Raw genomic sequence first — 26,302 nt, forward strand, 5'->3', positions numbered from 1 at the left:
TGACAGAGCGGGGAAGTTCTAAGAGGCGGATTACTTTAGCCATCAGTGAACCACCCCCAGTTTATAGACCTTGCTAGTGCCCGAAGCCTTGGCTTTGACCCGCAGCAAGTAAACGCCGAACGACACTTTTTTGCCGTCTTCCCTGGAGCCGTCCCATCGGACGGTATTGCCGCCCGCGCGAGCGCCGTCGGAGCCCGATGAGAAATTCAGCGTTTTTACCGGCATGCCGAAGAGATCGTAAATTTGGATTTCGATGTCCGTATCCTGATTCAAGTCGTAATAGATATTGGCCGCGAGTTTGCGTATATCCACGGGATTGGGGTAGGCTTGCACCGATGAGATGACTTCGGTTTTTGTGGCGAGGCCCAGAACGACCCGCGTTTCCTGCGAAGGATCGGACATCACGCCTGATCCGCTTAAAGCTTTGACCCGGTAATGATAAGTGCCGGCCGGTTGCCCGGTCAGCACGATTTGCAGTTGCCCCGCCGTGATGGTCGGGACTGAGTCCGCTTGCGGGCTGTATTGCGCGGGCTCCTGATTGGCGGCGGCCACTGCGTAGACGCTCGCCGCGCCCGCGGCTGAGACCGCGCCCGCGGTGGTGTAATAAACCGCGTGTTTCCATTGAGGCTTATCCGCACGGCGTTCCTCCACGATATAGCGGACAATGCCGGAGATGCCGATGGCCGGTTTATTCCAAGAGATGACGATATCGTTTTTTTCCGCTTGGGCCGCGGGCGGAGCCGCGAACACGGGTTTAACGAAGTCCACCGTGATGCCGTCGGAGATGCCCACCTTGGAAATATTGCCCCATGATGATTTGGCCCGGACATTGACGTAGTAGGTGTTACCGGATTGAAGCGAGAGCCCTAAAACTTCCGTGAATGTCGACGTGGCGACCGCGGTCCAGGTTTTAAGATCCACGGCGCCAGAGGATGACCCGATGGAATATTCGTATTCAGCGATCGAACCCAAATCCACGGTGGAGACCCAGGACGCGTTCAGCTTGGTGACATTGGGCGTATAGGCTCCTTCGTCCATCCGTGCCTGAGGCGATGGCGTAGCCGTCGGCCGCGGTTAGGCCCACGGTCGCGTCAACGGTCGCGGCTGAATCGATATCCACGGCCACGAAATAGGTTTTCGAAGTCACGGCAATGGTCTCGCTTATTGAGAATTGGACGAAGCCGCCGGTGAATGTCGTGGTGGCGATGGCGGTTTCAGCCGAAACCCCGCCGTAAACCCCGTCGCCGTCGTCTCGCAATAGCCTTAGGCGCGGGACGAGAGCCTCCGACAGCGTGCCGGTTTTATCAAAACGCAATGAAGTCAGGCGCGCGTCGTCTTCATTGGTCAGGGCCGTTATTTTAACGACGCCTTGCCCTGAATAACCTTGCCCGATTTCAAGGGCCGCAATGTCTTCGAACATCAGCGTAACTTGATCCGAGAAATCCGTGACGGGCGCCAAGGCCGAATCCGCCGGGAACCCGGCATTGACGACTAAATTGGGCGCGGAAACGATCATGTCCGATACTTGAGCCACGCGCACGCCCACCGTGGAGCCGATCACCGCGGTCCGGGAAATATCGAGCGCGATGAAAATTTGGGATCCCGACGTGTCCACGGTCACGGGCGTGGCCAGAAACAGCGTGGATTTGCCGTCCACGAATTGTTTGATGCCCGCGGTCAGCACGGGTTCGGTCGAGGAATAGATGCCGTTTTTATCCACGTCATGGAGCACGCGGATATTGGTGATATCTTCATCTTTAATGGAACCCAGCTTAGTTACCGTGACGCCGGTCAGGTTTAAGGCATATTGGGTGGTGGCTAAGGCCAGTTTCGACATCACGCGCATGGTGGAGCCTTGAACGATGAAGGGCGGCGCCACGTCTTGCCCGGTCACGTTTAAGGCCGCAATGGTCGGATCCACGCGGGTCAGGGCTGAGTTCAAGGGGAATCCGGAATCAACGACCGTGTTGGGGCTATCAACCGTGATATAGCTGACCGCATTGATGCCCACGCCCACGTTGATGGCTCCGCCTGCGGCCGCTGATCCTGCCATGTCATAGAGAATCAAGAGCGTAGTGGTTGAGACCGAAGCCGTGGGCGCGGGCGAGAGATTGATCAAGGCCGTGCCCCCGCCGAACACATCATTGCCTGAGCTGACCAAGGTATCTCCAAGTCCGAACACCCCATCCCCGTTGTCTTTGAAGATTTTTATTTTGCTGATCGCGCCGTCGGTCGCCCCGCCCGTCAAATTGATGCGAATTCTCTCCATGGCCGCGTTATAGGGCTGATCCGTCCAGAATTTAACTTTCATCATGGGCACTTCGGTCACGCCTTGGAACACGGCCGCCGGCGCCATGGATTCTCCGGCCAGAGAAACTAAGAGCGGAGGCGGCCGGACCGTCACAATGCCCGATTCTCCGGCGAACGTCGAGGAGGAGACGCTGTTGGGCGCGCTGACCGTAAAGTAGTTTTCCGCCGTCCACCTGAATTGGAACGTGTTGCCGGGCACGGCTCCGGTGGAAATATCCGCGCTCGCGAAGAAAACGGTTCCGCCTGAGGACCCGGTGCCGGGCACGATGGTGCGGTTCAACCCGGCCATAATCAGGTTTGGCCCGGCGAATGTTCCGGAAGCGATGACCAAGTCCGAAATTACTTCGAATGCTCCGGAGAGATTGGTGTCCGCGTGCAGATAGACGCGGCTGATGTCTTGGAAAGAATTGCCCTGGAAGTCGATTCTTAATTGATTCCAGGTGACATTGTTTAAATTCGAATAAAGCCGTAATTTTTCCATAGGCACTTTGGACGTGCCGAGCGAGGCGAAAGCGGGCGTGATGGTGGCGGAGGTAAATTGCACGACAACCGTGTTGGGGAATTGCTGGATGGCGGTGGTTTGAATCGAGCCGTTGGGATTGATGGGGAAATAATTGTTCAGGACGAAATCCGCGGAACCCGACAACGTGACATCCGCAGTCGAATTGATCACGGCCGAGAACGTGGAACTTACCAGAGCGTTGGCGCCGATATCAACGGTCACGAAGTAATAGCGGGTGGTTGTGTCGAGCGTTTGGGCCGTCAACCCCATATTGGCCGTGCCGTTGAAAAACGTGTTGGCGCCTTGAGAGACGAGCGTGTCCGAGCCGCTGTTAAACGACAGATCGCCGTTATCCCTCCAGAGTTTGATATTGGTGATATCCGCATCCGGCATGGTGCCGATTTTGACCAGGCGCAGGCCCGTCCAAGAGCCGCCGTTGGAGGCCATGACCGCCCTTAACCGGTACAACGGGAAGTTTTGTGTTCCTTGCTGCACGGAGCCCACGTCCGGGATCACGTCCCCGGCGAAATACAATCCGTCCGAGGTTTCCAAAATCTGCGTGGATGAGGAGGCAAAGGGCAAGGCGGGGTTGGCCACCAGCGTGCTTTGCGCGGTTAAGATTCTCAACGAAGAGTTTGAAACCACGCGCGCGGTCAGCGTGTTATTGGCGATGGCCGTGCCTTCAACGTCATAAACGATGAAATAGGTGCGCGTCGATGTGGTGACCGTTTCTGTGGAGAACGTCAGTATTGCGGTGCCGCCGGTGGAAAACGTGCCTGAGGCGAGGAAGGTGTCCGAGCCCGCCTGAAAATTACCGTCTCCAGTTGCGTCGTGATAAAAGAGCGCGCGCTTGACGTCTGTATTGAATTCGCCTGCTTTTAAGTCCACTTGCAGCCGGTCCCAGCGGCCTGAGGCTTGGTCCGTCCACATTTCAAGTTTGGCCATGGCCACGGTCGCGCCTTGGAATGCGGAACCCGGCGCCATGTTGGAGAGTTTAGCGGTCAAGGTATGCGGCTGCTGGATCAAAGCCAGGCTGGATTGGATGGGGAAATTTGCGGCTGCGGTGGAATCCGAGCCGCCCAGCCAGCGGACATGGGTTTGAACGGGGATGGCGATGCCCGCAGTATTGCCGGCCCCGGCATTGGCCGCGACATCATAGGTGACGAAGAGAATCATGGCGTTGGCCACCGTGGCCGTGCGCGTGGATTGCACGGGGTGCGTGACCGTGTAGGTGGCCGAGCCCAGGCTAAACGTGGCGTTGCCGGCTAACGGCAAGTCGATGTTTTGATCAAAAAGGCCGTTGCCGTTGGCGTCCCGCCAGACGCGAATGCCGGATATGTCCGCGTCCACGATGGTGCCCGTGGCGGTTAAAACGATCTCGGTTAATTCGGCCGTGCCTGCATCCGGCGCCAGGGTGAGTTTGATCATGGCATTGGCCGTCGTGTCCCGGATCAGTTCAATCGGAGCCAGGCTGGCGGGGGTTACGGTTACGGCCGAGGGGCCGTCCGCCACATAAGGCGTTTTGGAGGAGAAGCCCTCCATATTGCCTTTGGTGCGATGCGAGGTGGAGAATTTAAAACTAGCCCCGGCAATGCGCACGCCGATCGTTTGTCCTACGCCGGGCAAGGCGGTGGCTTTGGGTTTGACCACGATATAGAAGGTCTTGGACGTGGCGATGATCTCGGCCTTGCCGCCCTCAACTTGATGGCTGGAGCCGATGGTGATGGTCGAGGCGCTATTGGTGAAGCCCGGCAAGGTATTCTGGCCGATGAGCGTGTCTTGACCGGGATCGAAGCCCGCGCCTGAATTTTCCGCGTAAATGGCCACGCTCTCCACGTCGGCATCGGCCAACGTGCCCAGTTTATCCATCCAGAACCCGGTAAAGTAGGTTGTGGTGCCGGGTTCGGATTGCATGTCGAATTTCAAAATCGAAACCAAGGCATCCTGATTAATGGAGGTGACGTTTTCCGAGGTGACGAGAACATCCACGGACGCGGGCGTCCAATGCGGGCCATAGCAGCCGTTCCAATCGGAGAGATTGCCCAAAGAGTCGCGCCCGCGCAGCCGGACATAGTAGGTGTTGTTGCCCGTCAAGGTCAGGCTAAACGCGGTGGCCGAGGTCCAACCCGATGAGCCGCCTAAAGCCCAAGCCACGTCGCAAGCCGGGCTAGTCGACGCTTCGACCAAAGCATCAGCCGGTGAGGACATGGTGTCGGACGACGCGGCGAAGCTCACGGAGAGCTCCCTGGCTTGCGGGAAAGAGATTCCGGTAACGGGGATGGTTAGCGATAGAACTTCATCGGAGGGCGATGTGTTTTGGCCGCCGGCCGCATAGATTCTGTTGTTCCAGGCCGCTAAGCCGAAAGTGTCTTTGTTGGAGGGCAGGCTGGTCGTGCTTTGCCAGACGTCAAGCGTGCCGTCATGTTTGAAAGAAACTTGCTGGACGGATGTGCCGACACCGCCGCCAAGGAAAAATATTTTGTTGTTCAAAACCAAAGCGCGGGAGCGGGCGTTGGCGACCGCCAATGGCGAATCGGTATCTTCTCGCCAGCGTGAGAGCGAGCCGTCAGGCCTGACGCGGGCATAGTAAGTTTTATTTTCATTGACTCCGGTCCAGCCCCCGGAAACATAAATTGTGTCGTTGAAGACCGTAGCGCCGAATGTGTAAAGAGCCAGGGGTAACGGATAAGCCCTTCGCCATGCGCCCAGGGTGCCGTCTGCATTGACGGGAGCGTAGAAGACGCCGGCTTCGCCGACGCCGGTGTACCCTCCGAGAACGTAAATGTACCCTTTGGCGTAAACGGCTTCGTGAAGAGCGAGAGCCATGGGCAGCGACGTGGTTTGCGTCCACGAAGCAATATCACCGTTGGAGTTGATGCCGCCGAAACGAACAATATCCGTGCGACCGCCGGAATCGCTGCTGTTGCTGCAAGACGTCGCGCCGCCCAACACATAAATTCTGTTGGCCGCCGCGACAATAGCCGCGCTGCAAATAGCCTGGGGCAGGGAAGCGCTGGCCGTGCTCCAGAGTCCGAGCGTACCGTCTTGATTGATGGTGTTGTAGAAAACTTGGGGCTGAGCGCTGACGCCGTTATGCCCGCCGACCGCATAAAGCCGGCCGTTGACCGCGGCCATATTGAAGGACGCCCGGGCCGAGGGTAGGGTCGTTAACGCTGTCCAAGAACCGCCGTAGGCGGTTTCCGTTAATTGCGGCGGCAAAGGCGGCAGATGATCTTGTGGATAAAACGGCCCGTAGCATGAGCCGTTCCATCGTCCGTCATTGCGAGCCAACGCGGTTGGCGAAGCAATCTCATTAAGGGCCGTGTCCCTGGAATTAACCCGCACAAAATAAGCCGTGCTGGTGGACAGCGAATTACCGGTGAAACTCGTGGCCGCCGTCCACCCCGAATCCGCCGCCGGCGTCCCGGAGCAATCTGCTGACGTGGAAATTTCTATTTTATTGTGCCCGCCTGAATGAAGCCCAGAGCCGCCTGAATCAACGGCATCGGCGAGCAGTGAAACCGCCAGTTGCCCATGGGCTGGGCTGGCGACGCCGGGGAAGGACAAATCAGCCATCAAAACGTCGGCCGTATCCACGGTTTCGTTATTGCCGCCCAGGATATAGATTTTATTGTTCCAGGCATTGACCATGTGTTGAATGCGATGTTCCGGCAGAGCATCAGCCAAGCCGACCCAGGAGCTCAACGAGCCGTCCGCGCTGACCGTGGAATAATAAACGTCCCTTCGGGAGCCGGACAAGCCGTCGCCGACTATAAAAATTTTGTTGTTGACGACGATCGCAGGTTCAGAAGAATAGCACGCCCGGTCTGCAAGATCGGCCAAGGAAGCCCACGGGCCAAGCCGGCCTTGGGCATCGATGGGACTAGCCCGGTAAACCTTCAGATTGCAGGCTGAATCTTGCTGGCCGCCCATGACGTAAATATAGTTGCCCGCGGTGACGGCTATGCCGACGCGTTTGTTGACGGGCAGCGGTTGGGTTTCAATCCATGGAGTCAGCGAGCCGTCGGCTAAAACCGTGGTGACGAAAGTTGAAGACGATCCCGTGGTTGCGCCCACATCGCCGCCGATGACATAAATATTGTCTTTCAAGGTTACGACGGCATGCAGCCCTAATGGTTTGGGCAACTTGTTGGCCGTTAAATCGGTGAATGGCCCCAAAGTTCCGTCGCTGTTTAACGGGCCTCTGTAGACGGCATCCGATACTGGATTGAATCCACCGACAACGTAAAGAAATCCTTTTTGATAAGCCAGTGAATGGGACCAGCGCGCGGCCGGCAGCACGTTGGGGTTTTGAGTCCAAGCGCCCAGAGTGCCGTCTTTGTTGACGGCCGCTGAATAGATTTTGTCGGTTGCCACGGAGTTAAAATTTCCGCCGACGACATAAAGCCTCGGCCCTGAAGCCGTGGGCAAAATAATGGAGGAGCCGCGTTCAATGGTTCCCGGCATCGTCGATATTTTGACCCAGCTCGTGGGCTCGGATTGAGTCAAAGTTCCGGGCAATGGCGCGGTGGCATCCACGTTGGCGGTGTAAACCGCATCTCGCCGGTTGCCTGCTTGATCGAAAGCCGAGACCTTGACGCGGTTATTGGAGCCTTCAACAAAGGGACGAGCCGACATTTCACAAATGGAGCTATAAGGAGTCACTGTGCACGAGAGACTTTGCCAGCCGAACGAATCGCTAAAGATACGGGCGCAATTTTCAGCGGTTCCGCCGTCAGGCTCCGCCGGGCCCCATCTGGAGTGGGTTACTGCTGAACCATCCACCCAACGCCATCCGCCGGCGTTTTCAGTTCCGTCGGCTCCCAATGTGGCGCCGTCCGTTAACCCAATGGCAATATACTGCGCATAGCCACTTAACGATCGAATGAAGTCGTCTTCAAATTGACTGTTTATGGACACAAGATCAGCGCCTTGGCTAAGACAGTTGTCGCGCAAAGTTTGCCAACTTCCGGAGCCGGTGTATTTGTAGCACCTATCGCTGATTGGGCTTGCTGCCGGGCCGCGGGCCCAGCCGGAGTGGCAGACGGCTGGAACAGTTTGAGCGGTCAGGGTCTCCAGGATCGTGGAGCCGTCTTGTCCCGTCGTGGCTACCGAACCGGATTGTATGCGGAAGTAATTGGCGCCCGAATCCGTTGAAATCGCCACCTCATGGGTGCGGGCGATGCCACGGCGGTATTCGGCCTCGATTTCCGTCTGGGAGCGGGCGTAGTTCAATATTTTGACTTCGTCTATGGCGCCTTTAAAACCGTTGCCGCTGGCCTGGGTGCCGATGTTAAGGGGATGGGTATTTTTTAAATCAGGAGTGTGGGACGCTGATGTATCCAAGGCCCCGTCTATATAGATTTTTGTGGTGGCGCCATCGTTGGTGGCCACCACAAAATGCCAGCGACCGTCATTAACAAGCGTGTTCCCAATCCGATAACCGGTGGTGCAACTGGCGGCGCTACAGAATCCCAACTTACCGTCCTCACCGGTGGCGAAGCCCCCGACATTGAATATAAAACCGTTGGCGTAGAGATACTTGCTGACAATGCCGTTGGTTACGCCGGTGACTGTTGTTTTTATCCAGGCCTGAACCGTGATGGCCGAAAGGCTATTGAGGGCTGTTATGGTGCTAAAGGCGACGTAGTTACTGCCGGAGAAATCAAGAGCATTGCCGAAGCGGCCGGTGACCCAGGTGGGTCCGCCGGTCAGGGTTCCCGTTACCCCACTGGAAGAAAGGTCTAAAGCAGCGGTTCCCGAACCTTCATCAAAAGGCAGATAAAGGATGGTGCGCGAAGAAACATCATGAGTGGCCAAACCAGAGCCCGTATCCTGAACGTTGAAAATAAAATTGGGATTGAAGACATTGGTCCAGTTGGCGGCTACGCCGGTCATGGTCGAGCCTGAGGCATTGCTGATACGGTCATTGGAAACCGTTGGGCTGGCTACCGCGATATCCACGGTCAAATCCTTGGTTGTGACATTGCCGATGGCGTCCATTACCATCAAGCGTAAACGGTTGTTTGAAGAATGCTCTTGGAAGAACGGCGTCTGGGAGGATAGCAGCACTTCGGATGCCCAGCTTGTCCGCGCTTGGCCGGCGGCTCCCAGCAGGTGATAATTGGGCGGCTGCGTGGAAACAGTAGGCAATGCGCTCCATGTGTTTGAGGAAATGTAGTTTGCCCCGCCGTCTAGAGAATATTGGAACCTTGCGCCGTTGAACTCAAGCGCAACCTCATTCGCGCTAAGGGCTCTTTTGACCATTTTAATTTCGTCTAAATTACCTGTATAAGCCGCTCCGCCGAGTCCCGGCATTTCTCCGATATGGATGCCGTTGTTTGTGATGAAATCGCCGCCTGCCGTCGTCCCTGAACTGATAAATTGGCCGTCGATATAAATTTTTCTGATCGTTCCATCATAAGTCGCTGCAATGTGGTGCCATCGGTTGTCGTTGATATGGTTTCCTGCGGACGACACTGATCCTAAGTTCGGGTCGTTTAATTCGAGAACGCCGGGTCCCGCCGACCACCCCCAGGTTAGGGTAAATCCTTCGGTTCCACTCATGTAATTACCGAAAATCTCCGCCCAGGTTCCCGTGCCGTTTGTTTTAAGCCAAAGCATATAGGAGAATGGCGCTCCGTCAAAGCTGGAATGATGGGGGATAATCAGCTTCCCGCCGGTGAGCGAAAGGCCCGAACCGTTGAAACCGTCGGCCGTTTGAGCGACGGGAGCTACGATTTGACTGGGGTGATTACCATAGCCGGATTTATCTTTGGGCGGCCATTCTTCGAAGTCCAGGTAAAGCACGGTGTCCGAGGAGATGGAAACTGGGGCTGAGGAGATTCTCAGCGGGGCCGGGCCTTGAGCGGCAGCCGTTAGTTGAATATTGGGCGTAATATCGTTGACGGTCATGGTTGGGTCTCCGCAACCGGAGTAGGCATCGCCGTCTTTGGCCTGGCATTGAACGCTCATGGTTGGGGCCGTGTAAGGAATATCCACGGTCACCGTTGATGCGGCTACATTACCCTGCTGGTCGCGGATTAAGAATTGCAGGCGGTTGTTGGTGGCATGGGCGTTCCAGAAGGCGATGGTGCCGGAGGCAAGCTCCACGGAGGTGCTGCCGTTGGTTCCAGAAATGGAAATGGTCTGGATTCCCGCCTGCGCGGGAATGACGGAAGTGGGGGTGGAAGGGTCAATGATCCATGTCGCGCCGCCGTCCCGGCTTAATTTCTTGGCGCCGGAATAATAATTGGCCGCGATTTCTTCGGGGGAAAGTTCGCGATTGACGATGCGTAGTTCGTCTATGGCGCCATCGTACGCACAAGGGCCGAGCCCGATATAAAGGTTTTTAGAATAGTTGGCAGCGGTGCAAGAGCCCAAATTGGCGGTTTCTTTGCCGTTGATGAAAGATTTAGCCCCATTGCTGCCGCAAGTATACGCCACATATTGCCACTGGCCGGTGATGATATGATCCTGTCCGCCGATGAGAGAATCCGGGGCTTGTAGGGCGCCGGGATTATTGCCCGTTAAGCAGGTGCCGGTACCTCTGATCCTCCATTCGGTCGTAGATGTGGACCCTTCCCATCTTACGAGGTGCTTACCGCCGCCGAAACTGTTGGGCTTGATCCACGCTTCCCATGTGATGGCGTTTTGCGAGGCGCTGAGCTGCGGCATTGTGCTAACCCTAACGTTGTCTCCATTTCCTGTAAAATTAACGCCATTTCCGAAACGCCCGCTTGTTAATCCGGCCGTTGTTCCCGAGGTGCTGATCGTTTGTTGATATCCTGATTTATCCCTGGGAGGCCATTCTTCGAAGTCTAAGTAAAGCACCGTGCCTGAGGTGATGCCCAAGGGCTGCTGTCCGATGGCCAGGCCTGACTGCGTGTCTTGCGCGTTCATTCTGACGGTCGGGGTTGTGATATTGATTGCCGCGCAGGTCAGCGGGCTGCCGCTGGCCGTCACCCATGTTGTTTCATCTTTTTGGCGGCAGTCAACATTGGTTAAAACAGGGGGCGCGGCATCGAAATTAAACGGCCCGTAGTCTCGAGTGGAGCCCGGATCATCGCCGGCGCGATAGGCTTGAGTATGGAAATACCAGGAGCCCGAGGCTGTTGCCGTTACCGTGGTTTTGACGACGGTGTTGGGAAAATTAGTCCCGTCGCCGAAGGATACGCCCTCATGCGGGGTCCAGGAATGCGTTAGGTTTTGATCCCATACATAGTGGACATGGTCGATCAAGGGCGGCGCGCCGAAGGTGGAATAGAAGATGAAGTAAGGGTCTCCGTACCAAGTTCCGGTTGTGCGCTGATAAGCGACATCCGGGATCATGGTAATGACGCCGGTCGAGGATCGGATCGCAAAAAGATTCGCGGGCAAAGCCGACATCGTGTCTTGCGCGCCCACAAATTTGAAATTGGCGGTGGTGGAGATTTGAACGCCGGCCGTGTTGCCCAGAGTGGCGGCTCCGGAAATGTCGTAGGAGACGAAGAAATAAACCGTGGAGCCGGAGCGCACCGTGCGCGTAGCTTGATCCACGGCCGTGACCGCGAACGTCGAGGCTCCGGAAACGAAACTTACCGGGCTTCCAAGCTGAATATCGTTGATCGAAGAGAACAAGCCGTCGGCATTGCCGTCTCTCCAAAGACGAACGGCCGTAATATCGCCGTCAACGCCCGTTCCCGTCCTGGCCAACGTAACCGAGGACAATTCAACGGTCCCCGAATCAACGGTGACGCTGAAACCCAAAATCCCGACATTTGCCTGACCGGCGGTGATTTGAGCGGGCACAAGGCTCACAGTTGAAATAATGGAGGCCAAGCTGGGCCCGTCGGTGATTGTCGTCAAGGCGGAGTCGGCGGGGAATGAGGGGCCCCGGACTCGATGATTCGTGTTGAATGAAAAAGCGCTCAGCGCCTCGATTCTTGTGCCGATCGTGGTATTGGGCAGGTTGTTGGCGATGGAGCGCACGGCCACGAAATAGGTTTTGGTGGAGACCGAGAGATCAGCCTGAGGCAGTCCGCCTAAAACCGTAATCGTGGCGCTGCCTAAGGTATAGGGAGCCAGATTGCTGATTTGAGTGTCGGAGCCGTCGCTTTCAAAGGTTCCATTGCCATTATTGTCGTAATAAATGGCGAGGTCCTGGACATCCGCGTCCGGTAAAGTGCCCAGGCGTTTGACGTTTAAGCCGGAAAAATAAGTGGTCGTGCCCTGTTCCGTCCAGAGCCGTATGCGAAGCTGGCCGATACGCGAGCCTTGATTCGTGGAACCCGGCGCAATGTCTTCGATAGTGGCGTAAACCGCCGGTAAAATGAAATAAGGGCCCACGCAAGCGCCCGGCTTGGGGCTTTTCAGGCCCACGGCATCGGAACCCAGCGCGGTTATGTAGTAGCTGGTGTTGCCGGCTAGACGATCGGAGAAGGTGGTGGAGAGCCCGCTGAATCCGCCGGAGTTGACGTATTCCGGTTCGCAATGAGCGTTGGTTGAAACCGAAACCTGATTGGCTCCGGCGACAAGGCCTATATAATCGGAGGTGCCGGCCGCCAAAGCAACGGTCAAATCCCTGGGTTGAGGCGATGTGACGCCGCTGATCGTAGTTGTTGCCCGAATAACACCCGGGCCAACACTGACCGCCCCGCAATCATAGCCGCCCATAATATAGACTTTACCGCCCAAGGCGGTTGTGGCGAATTTACGGCAGAAAGCCGGCTGGCTGACCACATTTGACCAGGCGCCCGGCTCTCCGTTCGCTCCCACGGCGGCGCTGTACATCATGGCGGGAGAATAATCTCCCATGAAATAAATCTTATTGTTCGTGGCCACGGCTTTTCCATTGGCATTGGCCGGTAGATTATTGGGTGATTGTTTCCATGTTCCGATTGTTCCATCCGCGAAAAGAGGGGCATAAAACACCATATTTGTTTCGTCTCCGGCACAAGTCCCTGTCGTATTGCCGCCCATGACAATCGCATTGTTGTTGACCAGAGCCAAACCAAAAGATGATCGTCCGGCAGGCAGACTTGTCTCGTTTCTCCACGAGCCCAAAGAGCCGTCCGTATTAATCGGCGCTGAAATAACGCCGGCCAACGGCGGCGCCGCCGAACATTCGAAGCTGGCGCTCCAGGGCGCTGTTGTGCCGCCCACAATATAAAGCCGGTTGTTGATGGCGAAACTTCCATGGTAAGACCTACCCTGGGGAAGGGGAGTTGTCTGAGCAAAGGCCGAGGAGATGTCGCCATTGGCGCCGATCGGCGCATATTCAACAGAAGTAACGGCGGCTCCCCCGCCGGCAATATAGATTCGACCTTTGTAAATTGTCGCCGAATGGGTATTTCTTGCCGTATTTAAGGTGAATGAGCCTGTGTTCCATCCGCTAATGGTGCCATCGGCGGCTGTAACAGGATTGCTGTAATAGACGGTATTGCTGTTGATGCTGCCGTCATCGGCCCCGGCCGTGAAGTAAATCCTGCCGTTGTAAGAATCCGTGGCGCCGCTGTAGCGCGGCCCGGGCAGGGCCGACGTTGTCGTGAACGTTGTCGGCAGAACTTCTGAAAACGAAGGCGCCAGCGGCGATGAATGATCCTGCGGGTAAAACGGCCCGTAGCAATTGGCCGCCCTCCCATCGTCATTGCGAGGGCGAGAAACGCCCGAAGCAATCTCAAAAAGAGATTCGTTCGACGCCGCATCCCTGGCATTGATGCGCACGAAATAAGCGGTGGAGGTGGACAGCGTCGTGCCCGTGAGGGAGGTTGCCGATGTCCAGCCGGAATCAGCGGTCGGCGTGCCGGAGCAATCCGGTGAAGTGGAGATTTCAATTTTAGTTGGAGTCGCATGGAGTCCCGAACCGCCGGAATCCGCGGGGGCTGTGACAGTGACGGTTAATTGTTGATGCGCGCTGGAGGCGACTCCGTTGATGGGGATGTCCGCCGCGTAAACATTGGGCGTCGCAGCCAGAGCGTCCTTCCACCCGCCGATTGTGTACATTTTATTGCCGTACACGGCCGTGGCGCCGTAGCGCAGCGTGGCCAGACCGCTGCCCACGGATAAAGCCGTATCCGCCGTCCACGCGCCCAGGGTTCCATTGCCGGCGATCGCAGCGTAACGGACCTCGTTAGTGTCAGCGAAACCTCCAAGAATATAGAGTTTATTATTGAAAACAGCGGACATATGGTAACCCCTGGCTGTTGTCAGGGCGGTTTCAGAGCGCCATGGTCCCAAATTACCGGCCGCGTCAATGGGCGTTGCTGAGTAGACGGCGCTTTGATAGCCGACGCCGTTGACATAGCCGCCCATTACATAGATTCTGTTGCCGTAGGCATTGACGCTATGCAGCGTTCGTCTTTCGGGCAAAGGCATGGTGGCCCGCCAAGACCCAAGCGTTCCGTCGGCATTGATCGCGGCTACATACACATGACTTGTGATTTTGGTTTCGTTAAAGCTCGCGTCCCCGCCAAGGGCATAGAGAAATCCGTTTAAAGCCGCGGCCCTAATATAGCGTCCGTTGGCCGTGGGCAGGTAATTGGCTGAATTGTTGGTCCAGGAAGTGATATTGCCCGAAGCGTCGGGTTGCGCATAAATAACCATATTGGTCGGGGAGCAGCCTTCGCAGGGCGCTCCGCCGACAAGATAGATGCGCCCGTTGTGAGCAGCCGCGCCGTGTACGGAATTCATGGCGCTGGGGGAAGTCGGCAGCGCAGCACTGGCCTGTTGCCAGGCGCCCAAAGAACCGTCTTTGGCGATGGCTGCATAGTACGCATTGTTATTGGAATTGCCTCCGATCATGTAAAGGCGATTATTGAGGATTACGGCTGAGTTCGAATAATCAGCAACCGGCGCCGTGGAAACAACGGGCCAGCCGAGCGGGGTCCCTTGCGCGAGCGTGCCGGGCAAAGGCGGCGTCGCATCAACATTGACGGTATATGTTGTTTCGCCTTTATTGCCGCCTTGGTCATAGGCCGAAACCCGAACCCGGTTGACGCTGCCTTCGCCCAAGTTGACCGCCGGCCGCTCGCAGATATAGGTGTACGATGAAGCGCAGCCGCCGTTATCCCGCCAGCCGTAATTGCCCGTGCCCCCGTCGCTTTGATGGACGCAATCGTCGGCGCCGCCCGGATAGCCGCCGACCCATTTGGTGAAAGTGACCGGCGTGCCGTCGGACCAGACGAAAGTGCCCTCGTTGTCGAGGTCGTTTAATCCGACGGCAAAGGCGGTCGTTTCAGCCCCGCCGATGATCTGGTTTTTGACGAAGGAGTATTCCTCGAAGCTGTTCATGGAAACAAGATCGCCGTTGTTCTGGCGGCAGGTTTCCTGAGCCGTAATCCACGGCGCCGCGCCCATGTTCTTGTAACAGTTATTTTGAATCACGCTCCCGTTGGGTCCCTTGGTCCAACCCGAGGGGCAGACGGTGGCAGGAACTCGGGCAGTCAGGGTTTCGAGACTGGTTGAGCCCCCGGCGCCGGTGACTGCGATTGATCCTGGCTGAATGCGGAAATAATTGGCCCCGGAATCCGTTGAAATTGCCACTTCATGCGTGCGGTTGACGCCCCGGCGGTACTCCGCCTCGATTTCCGCCTGGCTGCGGGCGTAGTTGAAAATTTTGAATTCGTCAATTTTGCCGCCCCAAAAACCGGTCGGGGTCTCAAAATAAGTTCCTATTTTAATGGGTTCGCTATTGTTAACAGGCGCGCTTTGGGCGACGCTTCTATCCAAGGCGCCGTCGACATAAAATTTAGACGTAGAGCCGTCATTGGTCCACGTCACCAGGTGCCAGCGTCCATCATTGATTGGGGTCCTGGCATTGACATAGCCGTTTTTAAAGGCATAAAGGACGCCGGGCTGGCCTGCGCTGGATATGTTAGAGTGGGCGCCAAAAATCCACCCTTTGGTTTGATCCCCGCTATTGATTTTTCCGGCGATGGCGCGATAAGTCGCGGTTGAAATTGTGTTGACCCAGGCTTGAACCGTCATGGCGGCAAGGCTATTGGCCGCTGTAATCGTTGTTAGGGCCACGTAATCGCCGCCGGTGTTGAAAGTCAAGGCGTTGCCAAAAATTCCTGCAGTCCAGGCAGCGCCGGTAATGGTGCCCACGGCGCCGTTTGAGGATATATCCATGGCAGTGGTGCCTGAGCCTTCGTCAAAGGGCAGATAAAGAACAGTGGTTGATGATGGTTGATTGCCGATGGTTGATAAGCCCGAGCCCGTGTCTTGGACGTCAAAAATCAGATTTGGGTTGAGAATATTGGTCCAGTTTCCGGTCAGAGTGATTGTTGAGCCCTGGGCGTTTGAAATTTGATCGTTTGAGATGGCAGGATTGGCCGCTGCAATAGCGACGGTCAAATCTTTCATGGCGATATTGCCGATGGCGTCCATGCTCATGATGCGTAGACGGTTGTTCGTGGCGTGCTCCTGAAGGAAAGGCGTCTGGGATGAGGTTAAAACCTCTCCGGCCCAAGATGTCTTGGCTCCCCCGGTGACGCCCAAAAGATGGTAGTTGGGGGGGATGGTGGAAATCGAAGGCAAAGAGGACCAGGTGTTGGAGCTGATGTAATTTGTTCCGCCGTCTAAAGAATATTTGAATCGGGAGCCATTGAACTCCATCCAAATTTCATCATCGCTTAAGGCGCGCTTTATGAATTTGATTTCATCTAAAGTGCCGTTGGTGCAGTTGCTGCCGCCGCCAAAAGGGCAGCCGATGTAAATAGCGCTGGCGGGCTCAAGCTGAAGCGCCGTGTTGCCCATGCTTTGTAAAACGCCGTCCACATAAAGCCTATCCCTGGCCCCTGTGGCGTTAGGATCATAGACGCCTGTAATCATGTGCCAGTTGTTATCATCCACTCGGCTTGTGGCGTTGATGGCGACATTGTTTTGCCAAAAGGCAGGAGGAGAATTAGCACCGATGGCTGTATATAAGACGAAGCCGTCCCCGCCGCCGTTAAATTGAGCGAACGAATATTTATATTCCGCCGCAGCAGGTCCCTTAAACCAGAATGATGCGGTGAAAGCCGAAGGGTTGAAGCTTGGGTTGGCGGGGATAATCAGGTAATCCCCGGTTCCGTCCAAAGCCAAACCGCTGCCCGTATGCCCGCTTCCGGTTTGCTGGGCGTTGCCCAGAATTTGCGTGGGGTGATTGCCGTGACCGGACTTATCCCTGGGCGGCCATTCTTCGAAGTCCAGATAAAGCGCGGTGTCCGAGGAAACAGAAACAGCGGCCGAGGAAATTCTTAAGGCCGCCGGGCCCGCGCTTTGCGCGGTCAATCGAATATTGGGCGTGATATCGTTGCTCGTCACCGTCGGATCGCCGCAGCCGGCAAAGGCGTCCCCGTCGTGCGCCTGGCATTGAACCGAGGAGAACGTGGGCGCGGCATAGGGGATATCAACGGTGGTCGCGGGAGCCGTGGACACATTACCCTGGCGGTCGCGGATTAAATAAACCATTTGATTGCTCGTTGCGTGCGCGTTCCAGAAATTGACGGTTCCGGTCGCGGTCTGGACTGCCGTTGTGCCGTTGGTTCCGGCAACCTGCACCGCGCCGACCGGCGTGTGCGTGGAAGGATCGATAACCCAGGTCGCGCCGCCGTCGCGCGTGAATTTACGGGCGCCGGAGAAATAATTGGCAGCTATTTCTTCCGGCGAAAGAATTCTATTTGACAGGCGCACCTCATCAATACGGCCGCGGAACGTGTTGCCGCCGCCGTTAGAGCTTCCAATGACGATATTGCCAGGCAAAGTGGCCAATTGCGTGGATGTGACGCGCGCTGTTTCTTTGCCGTCAAGATAAATAATGAACAAGTCGGCGTCATTATCGGCTGTTACCACGAAATAATGCCAGGCTGGTAAATTGTTTTTGTACTGATCCCGCCCTGTCGCGAACCCCATCGTGCCGCCATTGCCGTCCAATCTCAATCCCCCGACGCCGTTGTCATCCACGGCCATGCGGAAATTGGTTGCTTCATCCATGACCATCCATTGGAGCGCGGCGTCGGCCACGGTTTGATAGAACCAAAGCTCAGAAGTGATTTTGGTGGCGTTGACGAGAACGCTGATCGTGCTGACCCGCACGTATTGCCCGTCAGCTGATGATTCCATGGCATTGCCGAAGCGCCCGTTGGCGGTTTGCGCCAATCCATTTGGTCCTATGGTGCTGATGACATTGGCATACCCGGATTTATCCACCGGCGGCCATTCTTCGAAGTCCAGATAAAGCACGGTGCCGGAGGAAACACCCAAAGCCTGTTGCCCGATGGCCAAACCGGAATTCGCGTCCTGGACATTCATACGAATGGTGGGCGTTGAAATATCAATGCCTGCGCAGGTATTGCCCGATGCCGCCACCCAGGTTGTTTCGTCTTTTTTGCGGCATTGGATGGAGGATAACGCCGGGCGTGCGCCGTCAAAGTCATAAGGGCCGTAATCCCTGATCGCGCCCACCGATTCTGGCGCTTTATAGCCGACCACGTGCAAATACCACGATCCCGTTGCCGTGGCCGTCATCGTGGCTTTTCCGGCATTCCACAAGATGCCTTCCGTATGCGGGTCCCCGCCCCAGGCATGGGTCGGACTTTGATCCCAGAGATAATGGATGTGGTCGATGCCCTGAGCGCCGAAATTGGCGTTGAAAATGAAATTGGGATCGCCGTACCAGGTGGCGGTGGAGCGCTGTCCGGTCACATCCGGGATCGCGACTTTGATGGTCGTCAGCGCGGAGGCCGCAGGGATGGTGGCCGAAGCCGCGGTGGCGTCGTACGCTCCCTTCCAGCGCAGATAAATCGTGCTTGAGATTTCAACGCCGACGGTATTGTCGTTGGCCGCGGAACCCGAGATGTCCAGGGCGATGAAAAAGTCCACGTTCTGTCCCTGGCGCACCGTGCGCGTGCCCTGATCGATGGACGTGACCGTATACGTCGTCCAATCCGAGGAGAAGCTCTGCGCTCCTCCTAAAACCGTGTCTTCGCTCAAGTTGAACGCCCCGTTGCCGTTGTCGCGATACACGCGCACCGCGGACACGTCGCCGTCGACCCCGGTGCCCAGCCTCCTGACCGTGACCGAAGAAATTTCCGCGGTGCCCGAATCCACGGAGACCCGGAATTTAAGCATGGCCAATCCGGTTTGCCCGGAAAAGGCTTCAAAGGGCGCGAGCGTGCTTGTGGACGTGACGCTGACGCTGCTGGGCCCGTCCGCGACCGAGGCCTGGCCGGAATCCAGAGGGAACGACGTGCCGAACGCCCGTGCTCTGGCCGGCGCCGTAAAGGCCAAGGCATTGACATCCGCAACGCGAAGCCCGACGGTGGTGAAGGGCAGGGCCGAAACTTTGGGCCGGACCGTGACGAAATAAGTTTTGGTTGAGACGCTTAAATTGGCCTGCGGCTGGCCGCCCGCGATGGTGACGGTCGAGGAGCCTTGGCTGAACGATGCCAAGTCCCCGATCCTGATGTCCGAGGCCGAGGACCATTGCCCGTTGCCGTCGTTGTCGTACCAGATCGAAACTTCCTGGATGTCCGCGTCCGGCAAATCGCCTAATTTCAAAACGTTCAAGCCTGAAAAATACGCGGTTTGATTGAGCTCGGTCCAGAGGCGCACTTTTAGCGTCGTGGTCGTGGCGTCTTGCTGGACGGCCGTTTGAGCCATGTCCGTCACCTCGGCGTAAACCGCGATCGGCACGAAGTAGGGTCCGAAACAGCCGTTCCAATCGGATTCATTGAGTTGAGCGTCCCGGGCCTTAACCCGGGTGTAATAGGATGTTCCGCCTTCGATGGAGTCTGAATAGCCCAGGGATGTCGAGGCCATCCAGCCGGAACTGCGATAAGTCCAGGAACAGTCGGGCTTTGACGAAACTTCGACGAAATACGGATTGGCGGGCAGCGCGATATTGTCGACGGCCGGGCTAAAGGAGATGTTCAAATCACGCGGCAGGGGGATGGTGATGCCGGAAACCGGAACAGAGGCTGAATAAACCGTGCTTTGAGACGTAGCACCGTTGCGTCCTCCGATGAATAAAAGGGTGTTATTGGCCGCCAGCAGCAAGGCGTAGTCTCTAGGCAAGGGCAGCAGATTGGAACCCGCGGTCCAAGCGCTCATTAATCCGTCTTTATTAATGGATGTGAAATATGGGGTTCGGGCTATTGTTCCACCTTGGTAATTGCCGATGCGATAAAGCCTGTTGTTTAAGACGACCATGTCGTCTGTGTATCCAGGCTGTGGATGATCATTGCCGGTTTGTGTCCAGGGACCGATGCTGCCGTCGCCCAACGCTTGGGCGAAAACAGCGTCGCCGCCCGCGCAGCATCCTTGGTAACCCCGGCCCACGGCATAAGCTTTACCGTTGAAATAAACGCTGCCGCGTTGACTGCTGTCCGCTTGATACATCGGATGGATTTTTCTCCAGGAGTCTAAAGTTCCATCGGCGTTGATTTTTGCGGAAAACGACCCGGCGTCGGGGCCCAGGGCGTAAAGATAACCGTTGGCCGCAAACACATTGGGTTCGTTGAGCGTCGTCGGCAGACTCGGGGCTGAGTTCCATGATCCCAAAGTGCCGTCAGGGTTGACCGTGGCGTAAACAACGGTGGGCGTGGCGTATCCACTGACCACATACATCCGGCCGTTATAGACGACAACCCCGGGAGCGCTGCGCGCTGTGGCCAAGGCATTGCCGGATAATTCGCTCCAGCTTGAGATGGTGCCGGTTGAATTGATCGTGCCCATGTAAATCGTGTTTAAGTAGGTGGGTATCGTGCTGTCATAACCGCCTACGACATAAACGCGGCCGTTGTAAACAACCCCGCCGGGGCTATAAATGGGTCTGGGCAGGGCCGCGGCCGTCGACCAAGCGACGGGTTCCCCGGTGGATGTAAAGCTCGGCGGCAGGGGAGGCGTTTTATCTTCCGTGTAAAACGGCCCGAAGCAGCCGTTCGCTTGCTCGTTTAGGGCCGCGTCGCGGCTTTTGGCTTGGATGAAATAGGCGGTCGCCGTGGAAAGCCCGGTCGCGGAAAACGGCCCGTTGCCCGTGGTCCATCCGGAATCATAAATCGGGGTCCCGCTGCAATCAGTAGTGCTGGTCACGATCACGCGATGAGGCGTGGCATGAAGCCCGGAGCCCCCGGATTTGTCGGCTGCCCCGGCTGAAAAAGAGACGTCGAGTTGCCCATGAACGGTCGAGGTAACTCCGGGGAAGGAAAATTCGCCGGCTAAAACCGAGGTTTGATAAGTACCGCTGTAAGGATTGCCGCCGAAAACATACACCTTATTGCCGTAAGGGACCACTTTGCTTGAGGAGCGGCCCGTGGACAAGCTGACTGAGAAATTGCTCCAGGAGCCCGGACTGCCGTCGCTGTTTAAGGCCGTATAGGAAACAGTCGTTTGATTGGCGGCGCTATTGCCGCCGGATTTAAACAGGCGGTTGTTAAACAGGGCGTATCCTGAGCCTTCCGCCAGCGGGTTGACCGTGTTTTGCAGCCAAGTCCAGGTGGAGAGCCTTCCTTCCGCGTCCGTGACTTTGGCGTGCCAGAGATCGTCCGCTCCGGAGTTGGAGCCGTTGATGCCATAAAGCGTGTCCCGGAATCCGATGAACTGCCATGCGTCGTTTCCGCCTGCCGTGAATTCGGGCATGGAAAACGGATTGAGTTTCCAGGAGCTTAAATTGCCGTCGCTATTGATTTTAGCGACCCAGACCGAGGTGCTGGTGCTATAGGTGTAATCCGTGCGGTAATAAATAAAGCCGTTCATTTGCGCGGCAACCGCTGCGTTGTTTTCGCCGAAGCGGTTGCTCGGTAAATAATTGGCGGATGAATCCACCCAAGCCCCTAAAGAACCGTTGCTGTTGATGGGTGCGTGCCAGAGAGTATTTTGGCGCACGCCACCGGCATTTAAGCCTCCTAAAACGTAAATACGTCCATTGTGGGCGAAGGCCCCATGAGCATAGCGCACCGCGGGCATGGACGTGTCCGCGACCCAGGTCCCGATTTGTCCGTCCGCGTTGACGGGCGCGCGATAAACGCCGGCTTGGGCATTGGCGGCCGAACAGTCGGAATTGATGATTCCGCCCAGCAGGTAAAAGTTTCCGCTGGCGGCGACGACTTGATAAAAGCAGCTCAAATTAGCCGGCACCGTTGAAATTTGCGGCCAACCCAGGGGTTCGTTCATGGCGAAGGTGGGCGGCAGGGGAGCCGTGAAATCAACGTTGGCGGTGTAGGCCGTTTCAGTTTTATTGCCGCCTTGATCGTAGGCGGAAACTCGGACCCGGTTGCTTGAGCCTTCTTTGAAGGTGACAGCCGGCATTTCGCACAAATCGCGCATGCTGAAAGCAGTCGCGCAACCGATGGGGCGCCAAAAAAGCCAAGTGCCGGCGCCCGGGTTGCCTGTATCCACATAAGCGCAGCTTTCCGTGCCGCTTGGCCAAGCTTGCCAGCGGTTATAGGTCACGCCGCTGCCGTCCGCCCAATAATCGCTGCCCTGCGTGCCCTCGATGCCGAAGGCGGCTCCATTGCTGGCGCCGATGGCCGTGTGATTGGGAGCTAGATAGCCGCTGCTGAGCAATCGATGGAGAATGAATTCCCATTCGTCGGCGGTATTGATGGAGACCAGATCGGCTCCCATGTTGCGGCAGGCGTCGCGAGCCCGGGTCCAGTCGACATTGACGCTGCCTAAACGATAGCAGGACTGGGCGAAGGAGGAACCTGCCGGCCCGCGCGTCCACCCCGCGGGGCAGACTGCAGGCGCCATATTGGCCGTCAGCAATTCCAGGCTGTTGGAACCGTCCACGCCGGAAACCGCCACGGACGCGGGCTGGATGTTGAAATAGTTGGAACCGGAATTCGTTGAAATCGCCACTTCGTGCGTGCGCGCGATACCCCGGCGGTATTCGGCCTGGATTTCGGCTTGGGGCCGCGCATAGTTCAATATTTTCACTTCATCGACAGCGCCCACCAGGGAGCCCCACCCGAAGAGAGGCTCTCTGCCGATTTTGATGGTGCCCGTGCTGTTGATGTTGAGAGCATGAGCAATCGTCGTGTCCAGCGCGCCGTCGATATATATTTTTGTGGTTGAGCCGTTATTGGTGGCAACGAGGAAATGCCAACGCCCGTCATTGACGGGAGTCTTGGCGTTGTCATAGCCGTTGGTTAATAAAAAAGTAGGCGCGCCGGTTATGCCGCCGCTTCCACCCAGGAGAAAAGTGAAGTACGGTGTAACGCCGGGACTTTGTTTGCTCAAGATGGTTCGCAACGAGCCGGAGTTTATTTTTAGCCATGCTTGAACCGTGATGGCAGTTAAGCTGTTGGCGGCCGCTATCGTGCTCATTTCAACGTAATCCGAGCCGTCAATATACAAGCCGTTGCCCAAAACCCCGGGAACCCAACTGGGGCTGTCGAAGAAAGTGCCGACGGCGCCATTGGAGGATAAATCAAGAGTCGTCGTTCCCGATCCTTCGTCAAAAGGCAGATAAAGAACAGTGCGGCTGGATACATCATGCGTGGCCAAACCCGCGCCCGTATCTTGAATATCCGTGATGATATTAGGGTTGAAGATATTCGTCCAGTTAGACGCGATGCCGGATAGCGATGTGCCGAATGAATTGGTGATGCGGTCGTTGGAAATGGCGGGATTGGCGGCGGGTATGGCTACAGTCAACTCTTTTGTCACGATATTGCCGATCGCGTCTTGGGCATAGTAACGGATTTTGTTGTTGCTCGCGTGTTCTTGAAAAAACGGCGTTTGCGTGGACATCATGACCTCGGCTTCCCAGGATAGGCGTGCGCCCTCTTGTAATTGAGCGAAATTGCGAAGGATATGGTAATTGACCGGAGCGGAGTCGATGGCCGGGACGCCGGCCCAAGTGTTGGAGGAAATCCAAGTGGTTCCGCCGTCCGTTGAAAAGCGAAAGCGCGTGCCGTTGTAGTCGGACCAGATTTCATCCTCGGTCATGGCGCGCTTGACGACTTTGATTTCATCCGCGGTGCCGTTGACGCATAAACTGCCGGATTGTCCGCAGCCGATATAAACGGCGGCCACCGGGTCATAATTTGCGGCCACGTCATTGCTGTTGTTCAACACGCCGTCGATATAGAGTTTGCGCCGGGCGCCCGAGGCATTGGGATCATACACGCCCGCGATTAAATGCCATTTATTGTCATTAAGCAGCATGCCGATGGAGCCGACGGCATTTTGATCGCTGGCAAAAAACTGGGGGCCGCCGACACCGCTCGATGCGTCCAGCACGAATCCCCCGTCCGTGGATCCGGCGTATTGAGAAAAAAGCCTTTGTTGAGCCGGATTAGTAAATTTCACCCAGGCCATGACCGTGGCCGCGGTTTGGCTGTCCGTGGGAAACCCAGCGCCTGCGGGCATGGCCAAATAATCCCCGGTTCCGTCAAGCAGCAATCCTTTGCCGATACGGCCCGAGGTGGTTTGCTGGGCATTGCCGTAGATTTGAGTCGGATGATTTCCGTACCCTGATTTATCCCTAGGCGGCCATTCTTCAAAGTCCAGGTAAAGCACGGTGTCCGAAGAGATGGAAACAGGGGCCGTTGAAATGCGCAAGGGCGCCGGGGCATTGGCCTGAACCGTAATGCGCAAGTTGGTTGTGATATCGTTGGCGGTCGCTGTCGGGTCCCCGCAGGTGATGTAGGCGGCGCCGTCTGAAGTTTGACACTTTTCATTTGTGAACGAGGGCGCGGTGTAGGGAATTTCCATGGTGGTGACCGGACCGGTGGACACATTGCCGGCTTGATCGCGGATCAAATACACCATTTGATTGTTCGTGGTATGAGCGTTCCAGAAATTAGCCGTTCCCGTGGCTTTTCTGACAATCGTGTCTCCGGTCGTGCCTGCGATCTCGACCGCGCCTGTGGCCAGGTGAGTCGAGGGATCGATGACCCAGTTCGCGCCCCCGTCACGCGTGAATTTCCTGGCGCCGGAAAAATAATTAGTCGCGATTTCTTCGGGGGAGAGCGCGCGTTTTGAAATACGGAGTTCATCGATTTTTCCCTGGAAATTTCTGCCGCCGACGGCTACGGCGTCGCAGCCGATGTCAAGATTTCTGTTGAAAGTCGGGGCCGCAACTCCGCTTTGCCGGCCTAATTCCTTGCCGTCAAGATAAAGAACATTTTCCGTGGCCGCGTTGTTCCAGGTGGCGGCCAGATAGTGCCACTCGGCTTTGTTGGAGTCGAATTGATCCTGTTTTGTTGCCGGAATTCCGCCGCCTCCATTTGATATCAAAATTATGCCCGGCGCCGCCGAGTCCAACGCCAGCTTTAAACCCCCGTCGCCTCCGCCTGAGGCGTCGCAAAAACCGGAGGCAGGCTGATTAGTGAAAGAGAGCAGGCCCATGCTATCGCCGTCATAAGGAATTTTGTTGAACCAGAGTTCTATGGTAATTTCCGCGGTGCCGACGAGGGCGGTCATGGTATCGACTTTGACGAATTGATCGTCCGACGTTTTATCCATGGCCGAGCCGAAGCGCCCGCTGCCGGTTTGAGCCAGGCCGTCGACGCCGCCGGTGGACACGGTATGATTGTATCCGGATTTATCTTTGGGCGGCCATTCCTCGAAGTCCAAATAAAGCACGGTCCCTGAAGCGATGCCCAATTTTTGCTGGCCGATCACGATCCCGGAAAGGCTGTCCTGGACATCGGCGCGCACAGCCGGAGTGGAGATATTAATGGCGGAACAGGTATCTCCCGTCGCGTCGACCCAGGTCGCTTCATCTTTTTGACGGCAATCCACGTTGGCGATGGCGGGGGGGATATTGTCGAACTTAAACGGCCCAAGGTCTTGCCGGGACAGGATATTGCTCGATGCGTCCCGGAAGCGGACGTGGAAATACCAGTCCCCGGTGGCCGTGGCCGTGCGCGTTGAGTTGGCGGATGAAGTGACGGTGGCGTCAGGCGAGGTCCCGTCCCAGGCCGCCGAATTTTGATCCCATTTGTATTGATAGTTATCCGCAATCGTGTCGCCGAAGAAATAGGGCTTGAAATAAAACCGGCTGTCCGATTGCCAAGTCCCCGTCGTTGTCCCGACGCCCAAGGCCATGCCCGGCTTGGTGATCATTTTGAAAGGGGGCGTGCCGCCGAAAACCGTGGTATCCGCCCCCGCGCCATCATCGGCTGAAGCCGCTGTCAAATAGTAGGTCGTTCCCGGAATCAGTCCGGTGGTAAGTTTTTCGAATTCAAAGCCGCCGGTATCTTGAAGGTACGCAAGGCCGTCACCGAGCGTTCCGTCGGTTTGCACGTATTTTGTGGCGTCGATTCCATCGAGCGTGTAAGTGGACTGGATGGCGTAGAAACAGGCGTCTTCCGTGTTCCCCGTGATGTCCACGCTGATCGTGACGGTCGAGGTCCATAGCCCGGTGGTGAATTGGACAAACGGCGTGGCGCCGCCGGTAACGCCGCACCCGGCATAAGCATCGGGGACGTAGCTTAGTTGTTTAGTTATTACGAACAGAAATAGCGAGAGAAACCACCGTCTCCATTTTCGTCTTTTCATGAGATTGCTTCGCTTCGC

2 protein-coding genes are annotated in these 26,302 nt (G+C 56.6%); both read right to left on the reverse strand.

The features are described from left to right. Positions 1–42 precede the first annotated feature (42 nt). Positions 43–1,038 (reverse strand): hypothetical protein, encoded by a 996-nt coding sequence (locus HYT79_04660; protein MBI2069875.1) that lies wholly within the window; start codon positions 1,036–1,038, stop codon positions 43–45. Further along, the gene (locus HYT79_04665; protein ID MBI2069876.1) at positions 956–26,284 is read right to left on the reverse strand and encodes a hypothetical protein; all 25,329 of its coding nucleotides are present in this window, start codon (positions 26,282–26,284) and stop codon (positions 956–958) included. Before HYT79_04665 ends, HYT79_04660 begins: the two co-directional genes overlap by 83 nt. Between the last annotated feature and the right edge of the window lie 18 nt (positions 26,285–26,302).

The sequence above is a fragment of the Elusimicrobiota bacterium genome (genome assembly GCA_016180815.1).
In the GTDB taxonomy this organism is placed as follows: domain Bacteria; phylum Elusimicrobiota; class Elusimicrobia; order JACQPE01; family JACQPE01; genus JACPAN01.

What these genes read in the sequence shown, in the direction of transcription:
- HYT79_04660 (MBI2069875.1), bottom strand. Translation starts at nt 1,038, where the DNA reads ATGGACGAAGGAGCCTATACGCCCAATGTCACCAAGCTGAACGCGTCC.
- HYT79_04665 (MBI2069876.1), bottom strand. Translation starts at nt 26,284, where the DNA reads ATGAAAAGACGAAAATGGAGACGGTGGTTTCTCTCGCTATTTCTGTTC.